At 56.2% G+C, this 20092-nt stretch carries 15 protein-coding genes; 13 read left to right on the top strand and 2 right to left on the bottom strand.

Going from position 1 to position 20092, the window contains the following annotated elements:
* Positions 1-23 precede the first annotated feature (23 nt).
* A complete protein-coding gene (locus tag NFU03_RS09210; RefSeq protein ID WP_251638088.1) occupies positions 24-2399 on the top strand; it encodes a bifunctional 2',3'-cyclic-nucleotide 2'-phosphodiesterase/3'-nucleotidase in 2376 nt (791 codons plus the stop codon).
* A 141-nt stretch (positions 2400-2540) separates the two neighbouring features.
* On the opposite strand, the gene sda is transcribed toward NFU03_RS09210, so the two are convergent.
* Positions 2541-2672 (bottom strand): sporulation histidine kinase inhibitor Sda, encoded by a 132-nt coding sequence (gene sda / locus NFU03_RS09215; protein ID WP_251638090.1) that lies wholly within the window; start codon positions 2670-2672, stop codon positions 2541-2543.
* Between the two features lie 492 nt (positions 2673-3164).
* Between sda and ilvD the strand changes: the two genes are divergently transcribed.
* From ilvD to NFU03_RS09265, 10 genes are all read left to right on the top strand, one after another.
* On the top strand, positions 3165-4832 hold the full coding sequence (gene ilvD, locus NFU03_RS09220; RefSeq protein ID WP_251638092.1) for a dihydroxy-acid dehydratase: 1668 nt from the start codon (positions 3165-3167) through the stop codon (positions 4830-4832).
* Positions 4833-5206: 374 nt separating this feature from the next.
* The gene (gene ilvB, locus NFU03_RS09225; protein ID WP_251638218.1) at positions 5207-6925 is read left to right on the top strand and encodes a biosynthetic-type acetolactate synthase large subunit; all 1719 of its coding nucleotides are present in this window, start codon (positions 5207-5209) and stop codon (positions 6923-6925) included.
* Complete coding sequence (gene ilvN / locus NFU03_RS09230; RefSeq protein WP_251638095.1) at positions 6922-7437, top strand: acetolactate synthase small subunit; 516 nt, start codon at positions 6922-6924, stop codon at positions 7435-7437. The genes ilvB and ilvN overlap by 4 nt, the downstream gene beginning before the upstream one ends.
* A 65-nt stretch (positions 7438-7502) precedes the next feature.
* Complete coding sequence (ilvC, locus tag NFU03_RS09235) at positions 7503-8534, top strand: ketol-acid reductoisomerase (protein WP_251638097.1); 1032 nt, start codon at positions 7503-7505, stop codon at positions 8532-8534.
* Positions 8521-10077, top strand: a complete 1557-nt coding sequence (locus NFU03_RS09240) for a 2-isopropylmalate synthase (protein WP_251638099.1) — start codon at positions 8521-8523, stop codon at positions 10075-10077. Before ilvC ends, NFU03_RS09240 begins: the two co-directional genes overlap by 14 nt.
* Before the next feature lie 20 nt (positions 10078-10097).
* A complete protein-coding gene (gene leuB, locus NFU03_RS09245) occupies positions 10098-11198 on the top strand; it encodes a 3-isopropylmalate dehydrogenase (protein ID WP_251638100.1) in 1101 nt (366 codons plus the stop codon).
* 52 nt (positions 11199-11250) lie between these two features.
* Positions 11251-12660, top strand: a complete 1410-nt coding sequence (gene leuC / locus NFU03_RS09250) for a 3-isopropylmalate dehydratase large subunit (protein ID WP_251638102.1) — start codon at positions 11251-11253, stop codon at positions 12658-12660.
* A gap of 16 nt (positions 12661-12676) precedes the next feature.
* The gene (gene leuD / locus NFU03_RS09255; RefSeq protein ID WP_251638104.1) at positions 12677-13267 is read left to right on the top strand and encodes a 3-isopropylmalate dehydratase small subunit; all 591 of its coding nucleotides are present in this window, start codon (positions 12677-12679) and stop codon (positions 13265-13267) included.
* 139 nt (positions 13268-13406) lie between these two features.
* Positions 13407-14579, top strand: a complete 1173-nt coding sequence (locus tag NFU03_RS09260) for a pyridoxal-phosphate-dependent aminotransferase family protein (protein WP_251638106.1) — start codon at positions 13407-13409, stop codon at positions 14577-14579.
* A 177-nt stretch (positions 14580-14756) separates the two neighbouring features.
* Positions 14757-16481: a methyl-accepting chemotaxis protein gene (locus tag NFU03_RS09265; protein WP_251638108.1), complete on the top strand. Its 1725-nt coding sequence runs from the start codon at positions 14757-14759 to the stop codon at positions 16479-16481.
* A 149-nt stretch (positions 16482-16630) separates the two neighbouring features.
* Here NFU03_RS09265 and NFU03_RS09270 read toward each other — a convergent pair whose 3' ends face one another.
* The gene (locus tag NFU03_RS09270; protein WP_251638111.1) at positions 16631-17530 is read right to left on the bottom strand and encodes a C40 family peptidase; all 900 of its coding nucleotides are present in this window, start codon (positions 17528-17530) and stop codon (positions 16631-16633) included.
* 301 nt (positions 17531-17831) lie between these two features.
* Between NFU03_RS09270 and NFU03_RS09275 the strand changes: the two genes are divergently transcribed.
* Entirely contained in the window at positions 17832-18923 is a 1092-nt protein-coding gene (locus NFU03_RS09275; RefSeq protein ID WP_251638113.1) for a glycosyltransferase, read from the top strand.
* Positions 18924-18941: 18 nt separating this feature from the next.
* Positions 18942-20057, top strand: a complete 1116-nt coding sequence (locus NFU03_RS09280; protein WP_251638114.1) for an amidohydrolase — start codon at positions 18942-18944, stop codon at positions 20055-20057.
* Positions 20058-20092: the final 35 nt, after the last annotated feature.

The following is a 20092-nucleotide window of genomic DNA, read 5'->3' on the forward strand; positions in this document are numbered from 1 at the left end:
ACGTAAAGGGGACAATGCTTATCATGATGGTACTGAAAAAAGCGACTGCTGGATTCATGGTTCTGCTGTTAATGGCAGGAAGTCTGTTCGTCACACGAGAAGCGGAAGCCGCGCAGGCAGGCAAAGCGGAGCGAGGGGAGTTCGTCCGGCAAGTTGTCACGGCTCTCGGACTGCCGCTCGAAGACGGAGCGTCCATCAAGTTCAAGGACGTTGATAAAAAGCTCGCTCCCTACGTGGAAGCCGCTGTGAAAGCCGGTCTCGTGCACGGGCGCTCCGCGACCCTCTTCGACACAAACGGCTCACTGACGCGCGAACAGGCATTTGTCATTTCCGCTCGTGCAGCCAAGACAGACAAGAAGTACCCGATGACCTTGCTGGACCGTTTCAAGGACAAAAAGGACTTCGGTGCTTCACTGCGTCCGGAAATGGCGAAAAGCATCGGACTCGGCCTCATGAAAGGCTATTCGGACGGAACAGCGAAACCGAAGAAAGCTGTCATGAAAAATGAAATGCATGCAATCATCAGCCGTCTGGTACAGCTGCATGCGCAATATCCGGGCAAGGGTGAAGAAGGAGTCGCAACAGTGGATTTCCGGGTCATGGGAACGACGGATATCCATACGAATCTGATGAACTATGATTACTATCAAGATAAACCGATCCAGGATTACGGCCTCGCGAAAACAGGCGTGCTGATCGACGAAGCGCGTGCAGAAGTGAAAAACACGCTGCTGTTCGATAATGGCGATCTCATTCAGGGCACGCCGCTCGGCTCTTACAAAGTGAAGGAAAAACCTCTCCAAAAAGGTGAAGTGCACCCGTCCGTGGCGGCACTGAACGCTCTGGACTACGACGTCATGTCTCTCGGTAACCACGAATTCAATTTCGGACTGGACTATTTGGACAAGGTCATTGCTGGAGCGGATTTTCCTATATTGAATGCAAACATTTATAACGAATCGACAGGGGAAAACCAATTTACACCGTATGCTGTTCTCGACAAGAAAGTCACGGACACTAAGGGGAACGCTCACTCGCTGAAAGTCGGCGTAATCGGTGTCGTGGCTCCTGGAATCATGAAGTGGGATGGTGTCCACTTGAAAGGGAAAGTCCGTGTGGAAGATGCCGCGGATACTGTGGAGAAGTTCTTACCGAAAGTGAAAGAGGAAGGCGCTGATATCGTCTTCGTCATCGCCCACTCGGGTATCGGCGATGAAAACCATGAAAAGAACAAAGACGACGTGACATGGCAGATCTCTGCGCTGGATGGCGTGGATGGTATTCTGACGGGGCATAACCATGCTTTGTTCCCGGGTGACTTCAAGGACGTCAAAAACGTCAATATCGCTCAAGGGACGATTAACGGAACACCAGTCGTTATGCCGAACCGATTCGGCACGCATCTCGGATTGCTGGACTACCAGCTGCAGCTGAAGAATGGCAAATGGACAGTCGTAACAGGAAAGGGTTCTGTGAGGGAAGTCCACAAAGATTCCGATGCAGTCAACCAAAACGTAGTGAATGCTGTCAAAGAAGCACACGAAGGCACCCTCAGCTACATCCGCACACCTGTATCGAAAACAAGCGCACCGCTGACGAGCTACTTCGGTCTGGTCCGTGACGATTCGTCGATCCAGATCGTCACAGAAGCTCAAAAGCATTATGTGGAAGAACGGCTGAAAGGCACGGAATACGAAAAACTGCCTCTTCTGTCCGCAGGTTCTCCGCTGAAGTTCGGAGGAAGATACGGTTCCGACTACTATACGGACATTCCGGCGGGTGATATCACCATCAAAAACCTGGCAGACTTGTACGTATACGATAACACGGTCGCTGCCGTCATCCTGACCGGCAAAGACATTAAAGAATGGCTGGAGATGGGAGCGGGAGCTTACCGCCAAGTCGATCCTGCTGAATCGGGAGAGCAGAACATCCTCAATGGAGACCACCGCTCGTACAATTTCGACGTCATCGATGGTGTAACATATGAAATAGATATTACAGAGCCGGCGAAGTACGACAGTAAGGAAGGGAAAGTGCTGAACCAAGACGCAAACCGCATCAAAAATCTCCAGTATGACGGAAAGCCTATCGATCCGGAACAGGAGTTTGCTGTCATCACGAATAACTATCGGGGCAGCGGGAATTTCCCGGGCGTGCGCGATGCTAAAGACGTGATCTTCTACCAGGATGAAAACCGCGAAGCGATCATTGATTATCTGGCGGGGCTTGAACAGATCGAGCCATTTGTCGACAATAACTGGTTCATCCAGCCTGTGCCGGGCACGAAAATGATATTCGAGACATCAGTCAAAGGCAAGGGGCACATCGGGGACGATTCCCGGATACTTTATTTAGGAGAGACACAAGACGGCTATGCGAAGTACGAATTGAAATAAGAATTGTTCCAGCGCTTCACTATATGATGATAACAGCTGACGCAGAAAACCCCTTGACCTTTTATAAAGGCAAGGGGTTTTCTGTATGGATAACTGGTCAACACCGCTTTCCCTTCTTGGTGGCATATGTTCTTTCGGCAATTAGTGTATAAAACAAAGCAGACTGCGCTTATCCACTTCACGTTTCAGCAAGTCGATAAAATCAGCACACAGTTCCAGCTCCATGGCTTTAACATACGATTCGAGTAAGAGGGTATCGGGGAGTCTATTCATGACAAGTCACCTTCTTCCAGCAGAGTTTCATCATTTCCCCAGTTGCAGGGAAAGCGGGTTGTGTATAACTTATCAGATAACATGGAAAAGAACAACCGTTCGATTGTCCACACTGAATGGTGGGTAATTTGTGGACAACCTGTGCGCAAATGTTACGGAGACCGCCAGTATGGAGGGGATACCGTGGAGAAACTTATCCACAAATGTGGACGTATCGAATTTTGTCGAAAAGTATTTGACCCACGGGAAATCCGAACATGAAAATTTTTTATTAAAAAAGTTGTTATGCAATATATCGCACTGCATCAACGATGTAAGCGTATACATTTTTATTATCTATTCGAAATAGAGTAACAATTTAAAAAACAAGGTTGACTCTTGATTTCTTTCGCTATATGATTACAACAATCTAATTCAGCGGGGCGGATCGCTGCCGCTGATCGGGTACGACATTTGTCCATCCGCCAGTGCCATTGTGAGGAGTGAACTGTAATGAGAAGTGACATGATCAAGAAAGGTGTGGACCGGGCGCCGCATCGGAGTCTGCTGTATGCGACGGGTGTCCGTTCGAAAGATATGGAGAAGCCGTTCATCGGGGTGTGCAACTCCTATATCGATATCATCCCGGGTCATATGCATCTGAACAAATTCGCGGAAGTCGTGAAAGAGGCTATCCGGGAAGCAGGTGGCATCCCGTTCGAGTTCAATACGATCGGTGTCGATGACGGCATCGCGATGGGGCATATCGGCATGCGGTATTCGCTGCCGAGCCGGGAACTGATCGCCGACGCTGCTGAAACGGTCATCAACGCCCATTGGTTCGACGGTGTCTTCTACATTCCGAACTGCGATAAGATCACGCCGGGCATGCTGATGGCGGCTGTCCGGACGAATGTCCCCTCGGTCTTCGTCTCAGGCGGGCCGATGGAAGGCGGAACTTCCGCAGACGGCAAACCGCTTTCGCTCGTCTCCGTCTTCGAAGGCGTCGGTTCCTACAAGCAGGGGTCGATGACTGCGGAGGAACTGCTCGATATCGAACAGAGTGCCTGTCCGACGTGCGGCAGCTGTTCCGGGATGTTCACCGCGAATTCCATGAACTCGCTGATGGAAATGCTCGGCGTGACGGTCCCGGACAACGGCACGATCGTCGCGACATCGGACGAACGGCACCGGCTCATCAAGGAAGCCGCGCAGCATCTCGTCCGCATGGTGAAGGAAGACGTCAAGCCGCGTGACATCATCACGAAAGAGACGATCGACGACGCGTTCGCGCTCGACATGGCGATGGGCGGCTCAACGAATACAGTGCTCCATACGCTCGCCATCGCACACGAAGCTGAAATCGAATACGATGTCCGGCAGATCAACGAAGTCGCGAAGCGGATCCCGTATTTATCGAAGATCAGCCCGGCGTCCGATTATACGATGCACGACGTCCACCTGGCGGGAGGCGTCAGCGCCATCATCAAGGAATTGTGCGAAATCGAAGGGGCGGTGCATCCGGACCGGATTACCGTCACCGGGAAATCGCTCTATGAAAATGTGGAAGACCGGCCGATCAAAAATGAAGAAGTCATCAGGAAGCCGGACAATGCATACAGTCCGACAGGCGGGTTGTCCGTCCTGTTCGGCAACATCGCTCCTGACGGCGGGGTCATCAAAGTCGGAGCGGTCGACCCGTCCATCAAGCAGTTCACGGGCAAGGCGATCGTCTTCGAATCTCAGGAAGCCGCACAGGAAGGCATCGACAACGGCACCGTTCAAGAAGGCCATGTCGTCGTCATCCGCTACGAAGGCCCGAAAGGAGGGCCGGGCATGCCGGAGATGCTCGCACCGACTGCGGCGATCGCCGGCAGGGGGCTCGGGACGAAAGTGGCGCTCATCACGGACGGCCGGTTCTCCGGTGCGTCCCGCGGCATCTCCATAGGACACATTTCCCCGGAAGCGGCGGAAGGCGGACCGATCGCCCTAGTCGAAGACGGTGATACGATCGCCATCGACCTGACAAACCGGACGATCGAGCTCGAAGTCAGTGAACAAGAGCTGGCTGCGCGGCGTGAAAAGCTGAAACCGTTCGAATTGAAGATCAAAAAAGGATATCTCGCACGCTACGCCAAGCTGGTGACTTCAGCCAGCACAGGCGGTGTCATGAAAGTTTAATAGACAACTCGATGATGAGGAAAAAGTGACTGGAATCCTGCATTCCCAGAGAGCCGGCGGTGGTGTGAGCCGGCAATGCAGCCAGCACGATATCCCCTCGGAGTGGACAGCTGAACGAAGTAGGCCGTCCCGGACAGATCATGTCCGTTATGTAAAAGGACGCGGGCCTCAAGCCCGTGTCCATGAGGCGGTGGACGTTGCCGCGAACAAGGGTGGTACCATGAAAGCTTTTTCATCCCTTGCGCAAGCTTTTTTGCGCGGGGAGGAAAAGCTTTTTTGTTTTCATCAAAAAAGCCGGTTGTTGTCCGGCTTCCGGGCAGTGACAAGGAAAGGGAGAGATGCACATGAGTACGGTAGTGAAGATGAAGACGGCAATGGCTGCAGCGGATGCCGATGCTGCGCCGATGCGGCCGGCGAACGGGTCCGACGTTCTGATCCGTTCGCTGAAAGAACAGGGGGTCGAAATGATCTTCGGCTATCCGGGCGGGGCGGTGCTGCCAATCTATGATGCGCTGTACAAACAGCCGATCCGCCATATCCTCGCAAGACACGAGCAGGGCGCCATCCATGCAGCGGAAGGATACGCGCGCGTCTCCGGCAAACCGGGCGTCGTCGTCGCGACGTCAGGACCCGGCGCTACCAACCTTGTCACTGGCATCACGGACGCCATGATGGATTCCATCCCGCTCGTCGTCTTCACCGGCCAGGTCGCGTCAGGCGTCATCGGCACGGATGCCTTCCAGGAAGCGGACATCATCGGCATCACCCAGCCGATCACGAAACACAATTACCAGGTGGGCTCTGTCGAAGATCTCCCGCGGATCGTCAAGGAAGCCTTCCACATCGCGACGACCGGCCGGCCAGGTCCCGTCGTCGTCGACATTCCGAAAGACATCGCATCTGCTTCCGCGGAGAACGTGCCGGATTCGCCTGACGTCCTCTGCCTTCCCGGGTACCAGCCGACTTTCTATCCGAACTTCCTGCAGATCCGGAAAGCGGCATCGCAGCTGGCGCAGGCGAAGCGTCCGGTCATCCTGGCCGGGGCAGGCGTGCTGCATGCAAAAGCGGCCTCCGAGCTAAGGGAATTCGCGGAAACGAACCGGATCCCGATTACCAACACACTGCTCGGCCTCGGCAGCATCCCGGGGAACCACGAACTGTTCCTCGGCATGGCGGGCATGCACGGCACGTACACCGCCAACATGGCGCTCAGTGAATGTGACGTGCTCCTCAACATCGGCGCCCGTTTCGACGACCGGCTGACAGGCAATCTTGAACGGTTCGCACCGCATGCCGCAGTTATCCATATCGACATTGACCCGGCGGAGATCGGCAAGAACGTCCCGACAGAAATCCCGATTGTAGCGGACGCGAAAGAGGCGCTCAAGTCCCTTATGAAAGAGGGAGGCCAGCCGCCGGATACGGGAGCATGGCTTGAGAAGCTGGGCCAGCTGGAGAAGAATTTCCCGCTCTGGTACGAAGAGGACCCTTCGCACGTCCTGCCCCAGCAGGCGCTGCAGCTCATCCACGACATCACGGAAGGAAATGCGATCGTGACGACGGACGTCGGCCAGCACCAGATGTGGACCGCCCAGTATTACGGCCTCAACCACGCTGACCGCTGGGTGACTTCCGGCGGACTCGGCACGATGGGCTTCGGGTTCCCGGCGGCGATTGGCGCGCAGCTTGCAAAACCGGAGGCACGGGTTGTCGCCGTCGTGGGGGATGGCGGGTTCCAAATGACGGCCCAGGAACTGTCGTTGCTGCAGGAGCACCGGATTCCGGTGAAAGTCGTCATCCTGAACAACGAAGCACTCGGCATGGTGCAGCAGTGGCAGGAAACGTTCTACGAAGAGCGGTATTCCCAGTCACTCATCCCCGTCCAGCCGGATTTCGTAAAGCTGGCGGAAGCGTACGACCTGAAAGCGTACCGGATCCGGACGATGCAGGAAGCAGAAGCGATCTTCAGGGAAGCACTCCTGTCCGACGAGCCCGCCGTCATTGACTGCCGGGTGAAACGCCAGGAGAACGTCTACCCGATGGTCGCTCCCGGCAGAGGGATCCAGGAAATGATTGGAGTGAGTGCCCCATGAAACGAGTCATCACCGTCACGGTCATCAACCAGAGCGGCGTCCTCAACCGGGTGACCGGCCTGCTCATGAAGCGGCAGTTCAATATCGAGAGCATCACCGTCGGCCATACCGAACAGCCGGGCATGTCGAAAATGACGTTCATCGTCAATGTCGAGGACGAACGCAAGATCGAACAGCTCGTCAAACAGCTGCAGAAACAGATCGACGTCCTCAAAGTGACCGACATCACGGACAAATCGATCGTCCTCCGTGAACTGGCATTGATCAAAGTATCGTCACCGCCGCATGCCCGCGGTGAGATGAACAGCCTGGTAGAACCGTTCCGCGCAGCGGTCGTCGATTCCGGAAAGAACATTGTCACGTACCAGGTCACCGGCGATCCGGACAAAATCGATGCGTTCATCGACCTGATGAGACCGTACGGCATCAAGGAACTGACCCGCACCGGCACTGCAGCGTTCGTCCGGGAGATCCAGAAAGCCCCGTCCCCGCTGCTGTCGATCCTGAAGTGAGCGGACTGAAACCATGTGAGATGAAACACCCCATACATTCAAAAACCCATTAGGAGGAATTCATTATGACAAACATGTATTACAACCAGGACATCGACGAAAACGTATTGGCCGGCAAGAAGATCGCAGTGATCGGCTACGGCTCGCAAGGCCATGCACACGCCCAGAACTTGAAGGATTCCGGATTCGACGTCGTCGTCGGCGTACGTCCCGGGAAGTCCTGCGACAAGGCGAAAGAAGACGGCCTGGATGTAACGACTGTTGCCGAAGCGGCAGAACAGGCGGATGTCATCATGCTTCTTCTGCCGGATGAGCGCCAGAAGCAAGTGTATGAAGAAGAGATCGCGCCGGCACTCCGAAAAGGGAAGTCGCTCGCCTTCGCGCATGGCTTCAACATCCATTTCGGCCAGATCCAGCCGCCGGAGGAAGTCGACGTCTTCCTCGTCGCTCCGAAAGGGCCGGGACACCTCGTCCGCCGCACATTCGAAGCGGGAGCCGGCGTACCAGCACTGTTCGGTGTCTACCAGGATCCATCCGGAACGGCGCGCGACACTGCACTCGCCTACGCGAAAGCGATCGGCTCGGCCCGCGGCGGTGTGCTCGAAACGTCGTTCGAAGAAGAGACCGTCACCGATCTGTTCGGCGAGCAGGCGGTCCTGTGCGGCGGCCTCACATCACTCATCAAAGCAGGTTTCGAAACACTAGTGGAAGCGGGCTATCAGCCGGAACTCGCCTATTTCGAGACGCTGCATGAGACGAAGCTCATCGTCGATCTCATGTACGAAGGCGGCATGGCAGGCATGCGCTATTCCGTTTCGGATACAGCGGAATGGGGCGACTTCGTCTCCGGACCGCGCGTCGTAGATGCAGAGACGAAAGGCCGCATGAAGTCGATTCTCGACGATATCCAGTCCGGGAAGTTCGCAAATGAATGGATCGCGGAGAACGAAAACGGACGCCCGAACTTCAATCGCATCGAGAAGGAAGAAGCGGCTCATCAGATCGAGGAAGTCGGTGAAAAGCTCCGTGCGATGATGCCGTTCGTGGAAAAAGGATTGAAAAAAGAGGAAGAGGTGACAGCAGGTGCGGCAAATTGACTTCTTCGACACGACGCTGAGAGACGGTGAACAGTCGGCAGGCATCAACTTGAATACGGCAGAGAAACTGAAAATTGCCCGCCAGCTAGAACGGTTCGGCGCAACGGTGATCGAGGCAGGGTTCCCCGCTTCCTCACCAGGTGATTTCGAAGCAGTCAAACAGATCGCGGACACCGTGAAGGATTCGACGGTGACAGGCCTGGCGCGCGCAGTGCAGAGTGATATCGACACGTGCTGGGAAGCGTTGAAAGGCGGCGCGGAGCCGCACGTCCATATCTTCCTCGCGACGTCCCCGATTCATATGGAATACAAATTGAAGAAGACACCCGATCAGGTCCTCGAGACGGCAGTCCGTGCGGTGAAATATGCAGCGGACAGATTTCCGCTCGTCCAGTGGTCCGCCGAAGACGCATTCCGTTCGGATCCCGCCTTCCTTGTCAGGATTCTGAACGAAGTGATCGCAGCAGGTGCAACGACCGTCAACATCCCCGACACGGTCGGCTATGCATCGCCGCAGGAATACGGGGCGCTGTTCCGGTTCCTGAAAGAGAACGTCCGCGGCATCGACCGCGTGAAACTGTCCGCACACTGCCATAACGACCTCGGCATGGCGGTGGCCAATTCCATCGCAGCGATCGAAAACGGCGCCGACCAGGTCGAAGGGACGATCAACGGGATCGGCGAGCGGGCCGGCAATGCCGCCCTCGAGGAAATCGCCGTCGCTCTCCATATCCGGAAAGAACTGTATCAGCTTGAGAGCGGCATCCGGCTGGAAGAGATCAAACGAACGAGCGAACTCGTCAGCCGGCTGACCGGTGTCGCCATCCAGCCGAACAAAGCGGTCGTCGGCAAGAACGCCTTCGCCCACGAATCGGGCATCCACCAGGACGGCATGCTGAAGAACCCGGAAACGTACGAAATCATTACTCCGGCACTGATCGGTGCGTCGGTAGAGCCGCTCGCTCTTGGCAAACATTCAGGCCGGGCGGCGTTCAAGGACCGGGCGATCACAATGGGCTTTACGCTCGATGATACCCAGATGAACGCAGCGTTCCGGGAATTCAAGGAACTGGCGGACAAAAAGAAGGAAATCACTGAAGACGATCTGTTCGTCCTCTTCACGAAACAGCAGCTCGAAGAGACCGAAACTCCGATCTATCAGCTGGACAATATTCAAGTGCAATACGGGACGAACAACGTGCCGACCGCGACTGTCACTGCTGCAACGCCGGCCGGTGACACGGTGCACGTCGCAACGACAGGCGCCGGCTCCGTGGAAGCGATCTTCAATACGCTCGAACTGCTCGTGAAAGGTGATGTACACATCTTGGATTACCAAGTGTCCTCGATCGGGAAAGGTCGCGACGCACTCGGCCAGGCAATCGTCAATCTCGAATTCAACGGAACGAAGCTGACAGGCAGGGGCATCGCGCAGGATGTGCTCGAAGCATCCGCAAAAGCTTATCTCAATGCCATCAACCGGCAGCTCGTCCGGGAGTCATACGAAAATAGGAAGAAACAGGCGGCGGCAGCTGTCCTGTAACAAAAAAGGAGGAGACGATGATGGAAAAACGTATCGCAGTATTGCCCGGTGACGGAATCGGCCCGGAAGTGACGGCAGGTGCCGTGAAAGTGCTCGAAGTCATTGCCAGAAGGTTCCATCATTCATTCGAATTTGTCCACGGAACAATCGGAGGAGCCGCAGTCGATGAATCCGGTACGCCGCTTCCCGAAGAGACCGTCGCGCTTTGCGAACAGAGTGATGCCATCCTGCTTGGCGCGGTCGGCGGACCGAAATGGGACAGCAATCCAGCGGACCAGCGGCCGGAAAAAGGGCTGCTCGCCATCCGCAAACGGTTCGGGCTGTTCGCCAATATCCGTCCGGTGAAGGCGGTGCCTGCGCTGCTCCATCAGTCTCCGCTGAAAGAAGACCGCGTAAAGGACGTTGACCTCGTCATCATGCGCGAACTGACGGGCGGCCTGTACTTCGGCGAGCCGAGCCGCAGGACAGAAGATGCGGCGGTCGATACACTCGTCTATACGAGGGACGAAATCGAGCGCATCGTCCGTGCGGCGTTCGAATTGTCACGGATGCGGAAAAGCAAAGTGACGTCCGTCGACAAAGCGAATGTCCTCCAGTCGAGCCGGCTGTGGCGTGACGTCGTCGAAGACGTGCGAGCCGATTATCCTGACGTCGAAGTCGAGCATCAGCTCGTCGATTCGGCAGCAATGAAGCTCATCACGAATCCCGGCGCGTTCGACGTCATCGTCACAGAGAACATGTTCGGCGACATCTTGAGCGACGAAGCGTCCGTCATCACAGGATCGCTCGGACTGCTGCCTTCAGCGAGCGTCCGGACAGACGGCTTCGGCCTGTACGAACCGGTCCACGGCTCGGCACCGGAAATCGCCGGCAAAGGCTTTGCCAACCCGGCTGCCACCATCCTGTCCGCGGCGATGATGCTGCGCCAGTCGTTCGGCATGGAAGACGAGGCTGCAGCAATCGAGCTGGCGGTGCAGACCGTCTACGAAGAAGGCCATTGCACGGCTGACGTCGCTGCGAAAGGCGTCCGGCCGCTGTCGACCGAAGAGTGGGCATCGCGGGTAGCCGAGGAAGTCGACGTCCAGTCCGTCTCGAACAGCATCATGTTCTCCTATGTCTGACCAGGTCACGGACCGCAGCCAGCAGGAGCCATCACGGAAAGGGGAAGGGAACATGGCGAAAACCATCATCGAAAAAATCTGGGATCAGCACATCGTCGTGAAGGAGGAAGGGAAGCCGGATCTGCTCTATATCGACCTCCATCTGCTCCACGAAGTGACATCCCCTCAGGCCTTCGAAGGGCTCCGGCTGGCAGGGCGGCGCGTCAGACGTCCGGAACTGTGCTATGCGACGATGGACCATAACGTCCCGACACGCAATGTGACGAAGATAGCGGATCCGACCGCCGAAAAGCAGATGAGCGCGCTTGAGCGCAACTGCCGGGAGTTCGGTATCGAACTTGCCCATATGACCCATCCCGACCAGGGGATCGTCCACATCATCGGACCGGAACTCGGGCTGACACAGCCGGGCCGGACGATCGTCTGCGGCGACAGCCATACGTCGACGCACGGTGCATTCGGCGCCATCGCATTCGGCATCGGAACAAGCGAAGTGGAACACGTCCTGTCGACACAGACGCTCTGGCAGCACCGCCCGAAGACGATGAACATCCAGATCACAGGCACCCTCCAGCCGGGTGTGACGGCCAAAGACATCATCCTGGCTGTCATCGCTGAATTCGGTATCGATGCGGGCACCGGCCATATCGTCGAATTCACCGGGGAGGCGATCCGCAGCCTGTCGATGGAAGAGCGGATGACCGTCTGCAACATGTCCATCGAGGCAGGGGCGAAAGCCGGTCTGATCAGTCCCGACGAAACGACCGTCGCCTATTTGAAGGGACGCCGGAATGCTCCGTCAGACGAAGCATTCGACGAGGCGGCAGCCCGCTGGCTCGCACTCGCCTCGGACGAAGGCGCCGTCTATGATAAAACCCTTTCGATCGACGCATCCTCGATCGAGCCGCACGTCACTTGGGGCACAAATCCCGCCATGGGCACGGGCGTCAGCGGACGGGTGCCGTTTTTATCGGAGATCGTGTCCCCATCCGATCGGGAAGCGGTGAAGAAAGCGATCGACTACATGGGTCTCGAAGAGGGGATGCCGATCCAGGATATCGAAATCCAGCACGTGTTCATCGGATCCTGCACGAACGCCCGGCTGAGCGATCTGCGAGCAGCCGCCGGTGTCATTGCCGGCCGGCATGTCCACCCGTCCGTGACCGCCATTGTCGTCCCCGGCTCGCGTTCCGTCAAACGGCTCGCGGAGGAAGAAGGGCTCGATACCGTATTCAAGGAAGCGGGATTCGAGTGGCGGGAGTCCGGCTGCAGTATGTGCCTCGCCATGAATGACGACGTCGTGCCGGCAGGGGAGCGGTGCGCTTCCACATCGAACCGGAATTTCGAAGGGCGGCAGGGAGCGGGCGCCCGGACGCATCTCGTCAGCCCGGCAATGGCTGCCGCGGCAGCGATCGAAGGACGTTTCACCGACTGCAGGAAAGTGCCTGCACTGCAGGAATAGAAAGGGGGCAGCACCTATGGAATCACTCCGTATGATAACCAGCACCGTGACACCGCTCGACCGGAAAAACGTCGATACCGACCAGATCATCTCTAAGGAATTCCTGAAACGGATTGAACGGACCGGCTTCGGCCGTTATCTGTTCCACCATTGGCGGTTTGACGCGGCAGGAGCCGTGAAAGAATCATTCGTCCTGAACGACCCTCGTTTCGCCGGTTCCGAAATCCTGCTCGCCGATGAAAACTTCGGCTGCGGATCGTCCCGCGAACACGCACCGTGGGCGATCCTCGATTACGGATTCAGGGTCATCCTCGCACCGAGCTACGCGGATATCTTCTATAATAATTGTTTCAAGAACGGCATCCTCCCGATCCGGCTGCCTCAGAACGTCATCGACCGGCTGCTTGCCGACGGTCAGAAGACTCCGCTCAGCCTGACGGTCGACCTCGAACAGCAGACGATCCTCCGGAAGGACAGCGGCGAAACGATTCCATTCGGCATCGATCCGTATTCAAAGGAAATGCTGCTGAACGGGTGGGATGAAATCTCGCTCACCTTCCAATACGAAGACCAGATTGCAGCGTATGAAAACCGGAAAGCCAACTGAAGACGTTCCATCAGGACAGACAGCATCCCGCTGTCTGTTTTTGAATAGCGCAGAAGCAGATAAACCTCCCTGAAAAAGGATTGGGCGGAAGAATGTCGAATACTATCATGTAAACTATCAGACAATTGGAGGAATTCACGTGAAAAACAAGGACAGCCTGCTCATCCCCGGCCCGACACCAGTCGTCGACTCGATCTACGATGCACTGAGTGAAGAGACACGCGCCCATACCGACCCCCGTTTCGTCCGGCGGTTCAAACAGGCGATCGAGCGGACGAAGCGGATTTTGAATACGGACGGGGAAGTGTTCATCGTCGCGGGTTCCGGCACGCTCGTCATGGAAATGGCGCTCGTCAACACGATGGCGCCGGGCGACCGGCTCCTCGTCATCAGCCACGGCTACTTCGGCGACCGGTTCACCAAACTCGCGCATGCATTCGGCTATGAAATCGACGTCCTGCAGGCGGAATGGGGCAGCCAAGTATCGCCGGATGACGTGGAGCAGCAGCTCAGCAAACACACATACAAAGCGGTCACGGTGACGCATGCCGATACGTCGACAGGCGTCAAAGCTGATCTCGACCGCCTTATTCCGCTCATCAAGCAGCACGGAGCACTTGCAATCGTGGACGGTGTCTGTGCGACGACGGCAATGCCGGAAGACATGCAGCACAACTACGACGGGGACAACACCGCGATCGACATCGTGCTGACAGGCTCCCAGAAAGCGATCGGCGTCCCGCCTGGAGTCGGCATCGTCGCGTTCAGCAAGGCGGCGCTCGCCGCACGCCGCGCAATGGACCGCATCCCGGCTTACTATGCCGACATCGAAAACTGGCTGCCGATCATGGAAGACCCATCGAAGTATTTCGCAACCCCGCCCGTCAACATGATCTATGCGCTGGAGGAAGGATTGCGCATCGTGGAAGACGAAGGGCTCAGCAAGCGCTATGCCCGTCATGAGGCTTACGGCCGCGCTGTGCGCACCGCTCTCCGGGTGTACGGTATGGTGCCGCTCGCTGAGGAAGAGGATGCTGCGCCGACGCTCAGCTGCATCCGCTATCCGGAAGGGGTGGATGACCCGGTGTTCCGTGCGACGCTTTCGGAACAGGGGATCATCCTCTCGGGAGCACTAGCACACTTGGCGGGCAAAGCGTTCCGGATCGGCCACATGGGCAACACGACGGCCGAGATGCTCGAAGACGCTGTCCGTAAAATCGGGGAAACGCTGAAAGACGGAGGGAACGAAGCGGATGTCGACCGCGCAGTCGGCGTCTTCCAGGAAACGATAGGGACTCTCTCCCGTAAATGAACACGAAAGATCCGGCTGCCTGTAAGGGCTTCCGGATCTTTTTCAATTTAATCCGCAGAGTCTGGTACGAAGGAGCGCATCATTTTTCAAAGAGTGGTCGAAAAGTATTGGTTTCTTCGCTCGGAACAGATATAATCGAACTAGTTACAAGTATTCAGATGATTACGGTATTCCGAAGTGGCAGAAAAAAGAGAAGAAGTCGGGGTGGAATGGGTGAAACGGACAATTGCGGGGAAATTGCGGAAAGGCTTCGGCCTCATGATACTGCTGCTCGTCCTGATCGGCGCAGCGAGCATCTTGCTGCTGGTCAAACTGAACAGCGATTATGAGCACATGCTGGACGAAGAAGTGCACAAAGTCGATCTGGTGGATGAATTCGTCCTCAAGCAGATCGAAATGCAGAGCCAGATCCGCGGCTATATGCTGTACCAGGACAAGGCGATGCTCGACGCACGGCAGGCGGACTACGAACGGTCCGAACAACTGATCGTCGAACTCGGCAAGATGGCGGATACGAAGCAGAAGAAAAAACTGTACGGAGCACTCGTCGATGCGAACGGGAAGTCGATGAAGCTGCAGAACAACGTCGTCGATAACCTCGAGGCCGGCAAGGACGACATCGCGAAATGGATGTCCGAAGCGTCAAAGGACGTCGGTAATGTCGTCATGATCCGTGCAGATGAAATCAAGGACAGCCAGTACAAAGCGCTCGAGACGAAACGTGAGGAAGTCGGCCAGCGCCTGGCGCAGCTCGTCCTCATCATCGGCGTCGCCATGATCGCCGCCGTGCTGGTCGGAATCCTCATCTCCCGGCGGATCAGCCGCTCGATCTCACGTCCTGTCGGCATCGTGACGGAAGGTCTCCATCATATCGCGGACGGCAACTTCTCGATCGATCCTCTCGTTGTGAAGAGCCGTGACGAAATCGCGGAGATGGCGGATGCCTTCAATAAGATGGGCGCGGATGTCGCCAGTATGATCCGCAAGATCACCGGCTCCGCAGAACAGCTCGCCATGCAGGCGGAAGAGCTGTCCGCGAGCTCAGAGGAGAGTCTGGCGTCATCTGAACTGGTTGCAGCGACAACGGAGAGCCAGCTGCTTGGCAGTGAACAGCAGCAGCGCATCGCCGGCCAGTCCGCCCAGTCGATGACGGAACTGTCTGCCGGCGTCAATGAGATCTCTGTCAGCAACGAAGACATGCTGCGCGCCGCGGAATCTGTTTCCGCACTGGTCGGAAAAGGGTCCGCGTCGATGGATGACGTCGTCGGCGAGATGACAACGATCCGTACGACCATCCAGGACACAAGCGCCATCATGGACGAAATGGCCGAGCATTCATCGCAGATCGAAAAAGTGACCGTCCTCATTACAGGGATTGCGGAACAGACCAACCTGCTCGCCCTCAATGCAGCCATCGAGGCGGCACGGGCCGGGGATGCCGGAAAAGGCTTCGCAGTCGTCGCGGCAGAAGTACGGAAGCTCGCAGAACAGTCCAAGCAGTCGGCAGCCGAGATCGGCAGCATGGTGAGCGTCATCCAGGCCGATGCGGCGAAAGCGACACAGTCGATCGCTGCAGGCGTTGAAAAGATCGAACACGGGATGACAGCGACCGAAACGTCGAGCTCCGTCTTCCGGGACATCCAGCATGCTGTCGGAGATGTCGCAGCCAAAGTGGAAACCGTCTCCGCCGCAATCGAGGAGATCCAGGCGATGGCGGATGAAGTGACGGAAGGCGGCAGGGAAGTGCAGCGTCTCAGCACGCAGGCGTCAGCTGCCGCGACCGAGACGAGCACCGTGACGGAAGAACAGCTGGCGGTCAGCCAGGAAATCAGCGCAAGCGCACAGAGCCTCACACGCCTTGCAGATGAGCTCCAGCAGGAAGTCAGCCGTTTCCAAGTATGAGTAGCTACCGAAAGCGCACGGCCTCGGGAATCATGGGCCGTGCGCTTCTTCATGCAGAAAAAAATAGGGAAGGAACTTGACGGAAACAGGTTTGAAACAACGAAAAACGTGGAAACCTCTAGAGTAAGAGATTTCCACGTAGGCTTTTCTTATTTAAGGTTGTCCAAGAAACGCTGCATGTCCTGGATTTTGACTTTATCGTCAACGCCGAAGTTGCCGTCTGTATAGCCGCTTGTTACGTTGTTCGCATAGAGAGCACCGATCTGGCTGACTGCCCAGTAGTCGGCAGGGACGTCTTTGAATGGTACGTCATTGGACGTCGGCAGGTTGAATGCGCGTGTCAATACGACAGCCATCTGTGAACGTGTCAGCTGATCGTTCGGGTTGAACCGGCCGTCGCTGTTTCCGCTGAAGATTCCAGCTTCCGCTGCAGCCATGATTTCATTATAGTAAGGCGTTTTTGCAGTTACGTCAGGGAAGTTGAGATCGCTTCCTGTACGGTGCAGGCCTAATGTTTTCACAACAATGTTTGCAATTTCACCGCGTGTTGCATAGCGGACAGCCTGTGCTGCCGGCTTTGAAGCCACAACTGTTTCGCCGAATGTCGCTGTGCGCTTAGCGCCGACATAACGGCTTTTCCAATAGTATGGATCGTTAAGGGAAGAAATGGTTACCCCTTTGCTTGTCGAAGCGTGGATGAACTTGCTCGACCCGATGTAGATCCCTACATGCGATACACCGCGGCCGCTCGTATTGAAGAAGACGAGGTCGCCGGTCGTCAAATTGCTTTTCGACACTGCTTTTCCTTGGTTGTACTGCTGGCCAGCCGTCCGCGGAAGTGATTTTCCGCTCTTCTTGAAGACGAGCTGTGTATAGGCTGAACAATCGATACCTGCAGTGGTTGTCCCACCGTAGCGGTATGGTGTTCCAATGTAATTTTTAGCGGTTGAGACGAGGTCGCTTGCTGAACTTGCAGATGCCATTGACGGTACGGACGTAGAAATTAATAAACTGGCGATTCCAAATGCCACGAGACGTTTGAGTTTCATAAGTTTTTCAGTTTCCCCTTTCGCACCGTTTCTTTGACAGTGACTTTATCTGTGAACATCTTAGCATAGGCTAAACCTCATTACCGTTACAGTTATATTACAAGTACATTACAAAAGAAGTAGATTCATAGAGAATGCTGATATAACGCGGTTTGTCGGAACAAGTTTCCGGTGAAAGCGTTTTTATTTTTGCCGATATTTCAGCCGAAACATGAAATATCCGGCCATTTGCTGTATCTTTGTAACCGACAATATCGAATTGCCGACGAGTGTTGGAACTGTTGGCGGAACGGGGCTGGCTATGAAAAAGATTGCAGTATTCAGCAATATGTACCCGACGGAGGCTCATCCGACGTACGGGATCTTCGTGAAAAACCAAGTCGGACTGCTGCGGTCGGCCGGCGTCGAAACGGACGTCATCGCCATTACGGACCCGCAAGGCGGGAAAATCCGATCCTTGGCAAAATACGGCAAGTGGATGGCGCGGGCCGGCTTCTATATGATGAAAAACCGCAAAAAGCTTTCCCTCACCCATGCGCATTACGCATTTCCGACAGGACTCCTTTCGCTCATCGGAAAACGGCGGTTCGGAATTCCGTATGTGGTGACCGTCCATGGCGGGGATATCGATAAAATGGCGAAAAAAAGCGCGCGCATCAGACGGCTCACTGCGGATGTGCTGCGAGGCGCGGACCACGTCATCACGGTCGGTGAACGGCTGAAGCAGGAGCTGATCTCCGATTTCGGTGTAGCGGAAAACCGGATCACCGTCATGAGCATGGGCGTCGACCAGTCCGTGTTCCGCCCGCTTCCGAAAGCGGAAGTGCGGCAGGAGCTCGGTCTGCCTGAAGATGCACCGGTCCTGCTGTTCATCGGCAATATCATACGCGAGAAAGGCGTGCTCGAACTTGTGAAGGCATTCGCAGGCGTCAAGGAACGTTTTCCGCATGCCTCCCTCCATCTGATCGGTTCGACGCGTTCGGCGGGATATGTCGGAGAAGTGGAACAGTGGATCGCTGGGCAGAAAATCGCCGATATTACGTTCGAGGGGACGAAACCGCAGGCGGAACTCGCGAAGTGGCTCGCTGCGGCGGATGTGCTCGCGCTGCCTTCGTACCACGAAGGATTCGGGCTCGTGGCATTGGAAGCGATGGCCTCAGGGACTCAAGTGGTCGCCTCGGACGTCGGCGGCCTGCCGTATTTACTGGGGGACCGGGCAGGAATTCTAGTGCCGCCCCGCGAAGTAGAATCATTGACGGGGGGACTGCTCGAGGCTCTTTCGGGTGACACAACGGATGACAGCGGAAAACGGGAAGCGGTCGTCCGGGAGCATTCCTATGATGAAATCCTCGGCAGGCTCCTCTCCATCTACGGAGAGATCGGACGGACATAACAAAGGGGGAAGGCGCAAATGGCAGTTGCACAGCAGATCAGGAAATGGTTCGATCATTTCCATGCACATCCGGAAGTGAGCTGGAAAGAGCATGAGACGACGAAGGAAATAGCCCGTATTCTGACGGAGATGGACGTCCCGTTCAAGACGTTCGAAGATGTGACAGGCGCTGTCGCGGAGATTGGAGAAGGACGGCCGATCGCTGCCGTCCGTGCGGATATCGATGCGCTCTGGCAGGAAGTCGACGGAACGTACCAGGCAAACCATTCCTGCGGTCACGACGGACACATGGCGATGGTGCTCGGCGCTCTCTCCTATTTGAAGGACGAGCCTCTCGGCGGCAAGATCCGGTTCATCTTCCAGCCGGCTGAAGAGAAAGGGAACGGCTCCAACGCGATGATCGACCGGGGAGCTGTGGATGATTTGACGTATCTGTTCGGCATCCACCTGCGTCCGAAAGAGGAACTGCCGCTCGGCAAGGCGTCAGCCGCCATCCGGCACGGCGCCGCGTATTTCGCGGAAGGCAAGATCAATGGGACGGACGCCCACGGAGCGCGGCCTCACCAGGGACGGAATGCGATCGACCCGCTTCTCGCCATCGGCCAGTTTTTAAAGACCGTCCAGTTTTCTCCGTACGAGCCGTATTCAGCAAAGCTGACCCGTATCGAAGCAGGCGGGGAGAGCCTCAATATCATTCCGGGCACAGCAAAGTTCGGCATGGATGTCCGCGCGCAGACAAACGACGTGCTGCAGCAGCTGAAACAGCGCATCGACAAAGGCATCCAGGACATCGCGGAGCTGTACGGCACACCGATCGATGTGACCTGGACGGACCATACACCGGCGGCGGAAGTATCGGCGGAAGCGGCAGACATCGCACGTGAAGCGATCATCGACGTCCTCGGAGAAGACGGCTATGCGCCCGACGTCATCACATCAGGCAGCGACGACTTCCATTTCTACACGATCCGCAATCCGGATCTGAAAGCGACGATGATCGGACTCGGCGCGGACCTCGGTCCCGGCCTGCATCACCCTGCGATGACGTTCGACCGGGACTCTCTCGTGACCGGCGCTAAGATCCTTGCAGAAACGCTGAAACGCGCGAGCCATTCGGTTGCATCCTCTAACTAATAGGAGTATTATTTAGGTGTTAAAATGAATCAGTA

This window comes from Sporosarcina sp. NCCP-2716, assembly GCF_023707985.1.
Lineage (GTDB): Bacteria > Bacillota > Bacilli > Bacillales_A > Planococcaceae > Sporosarcina.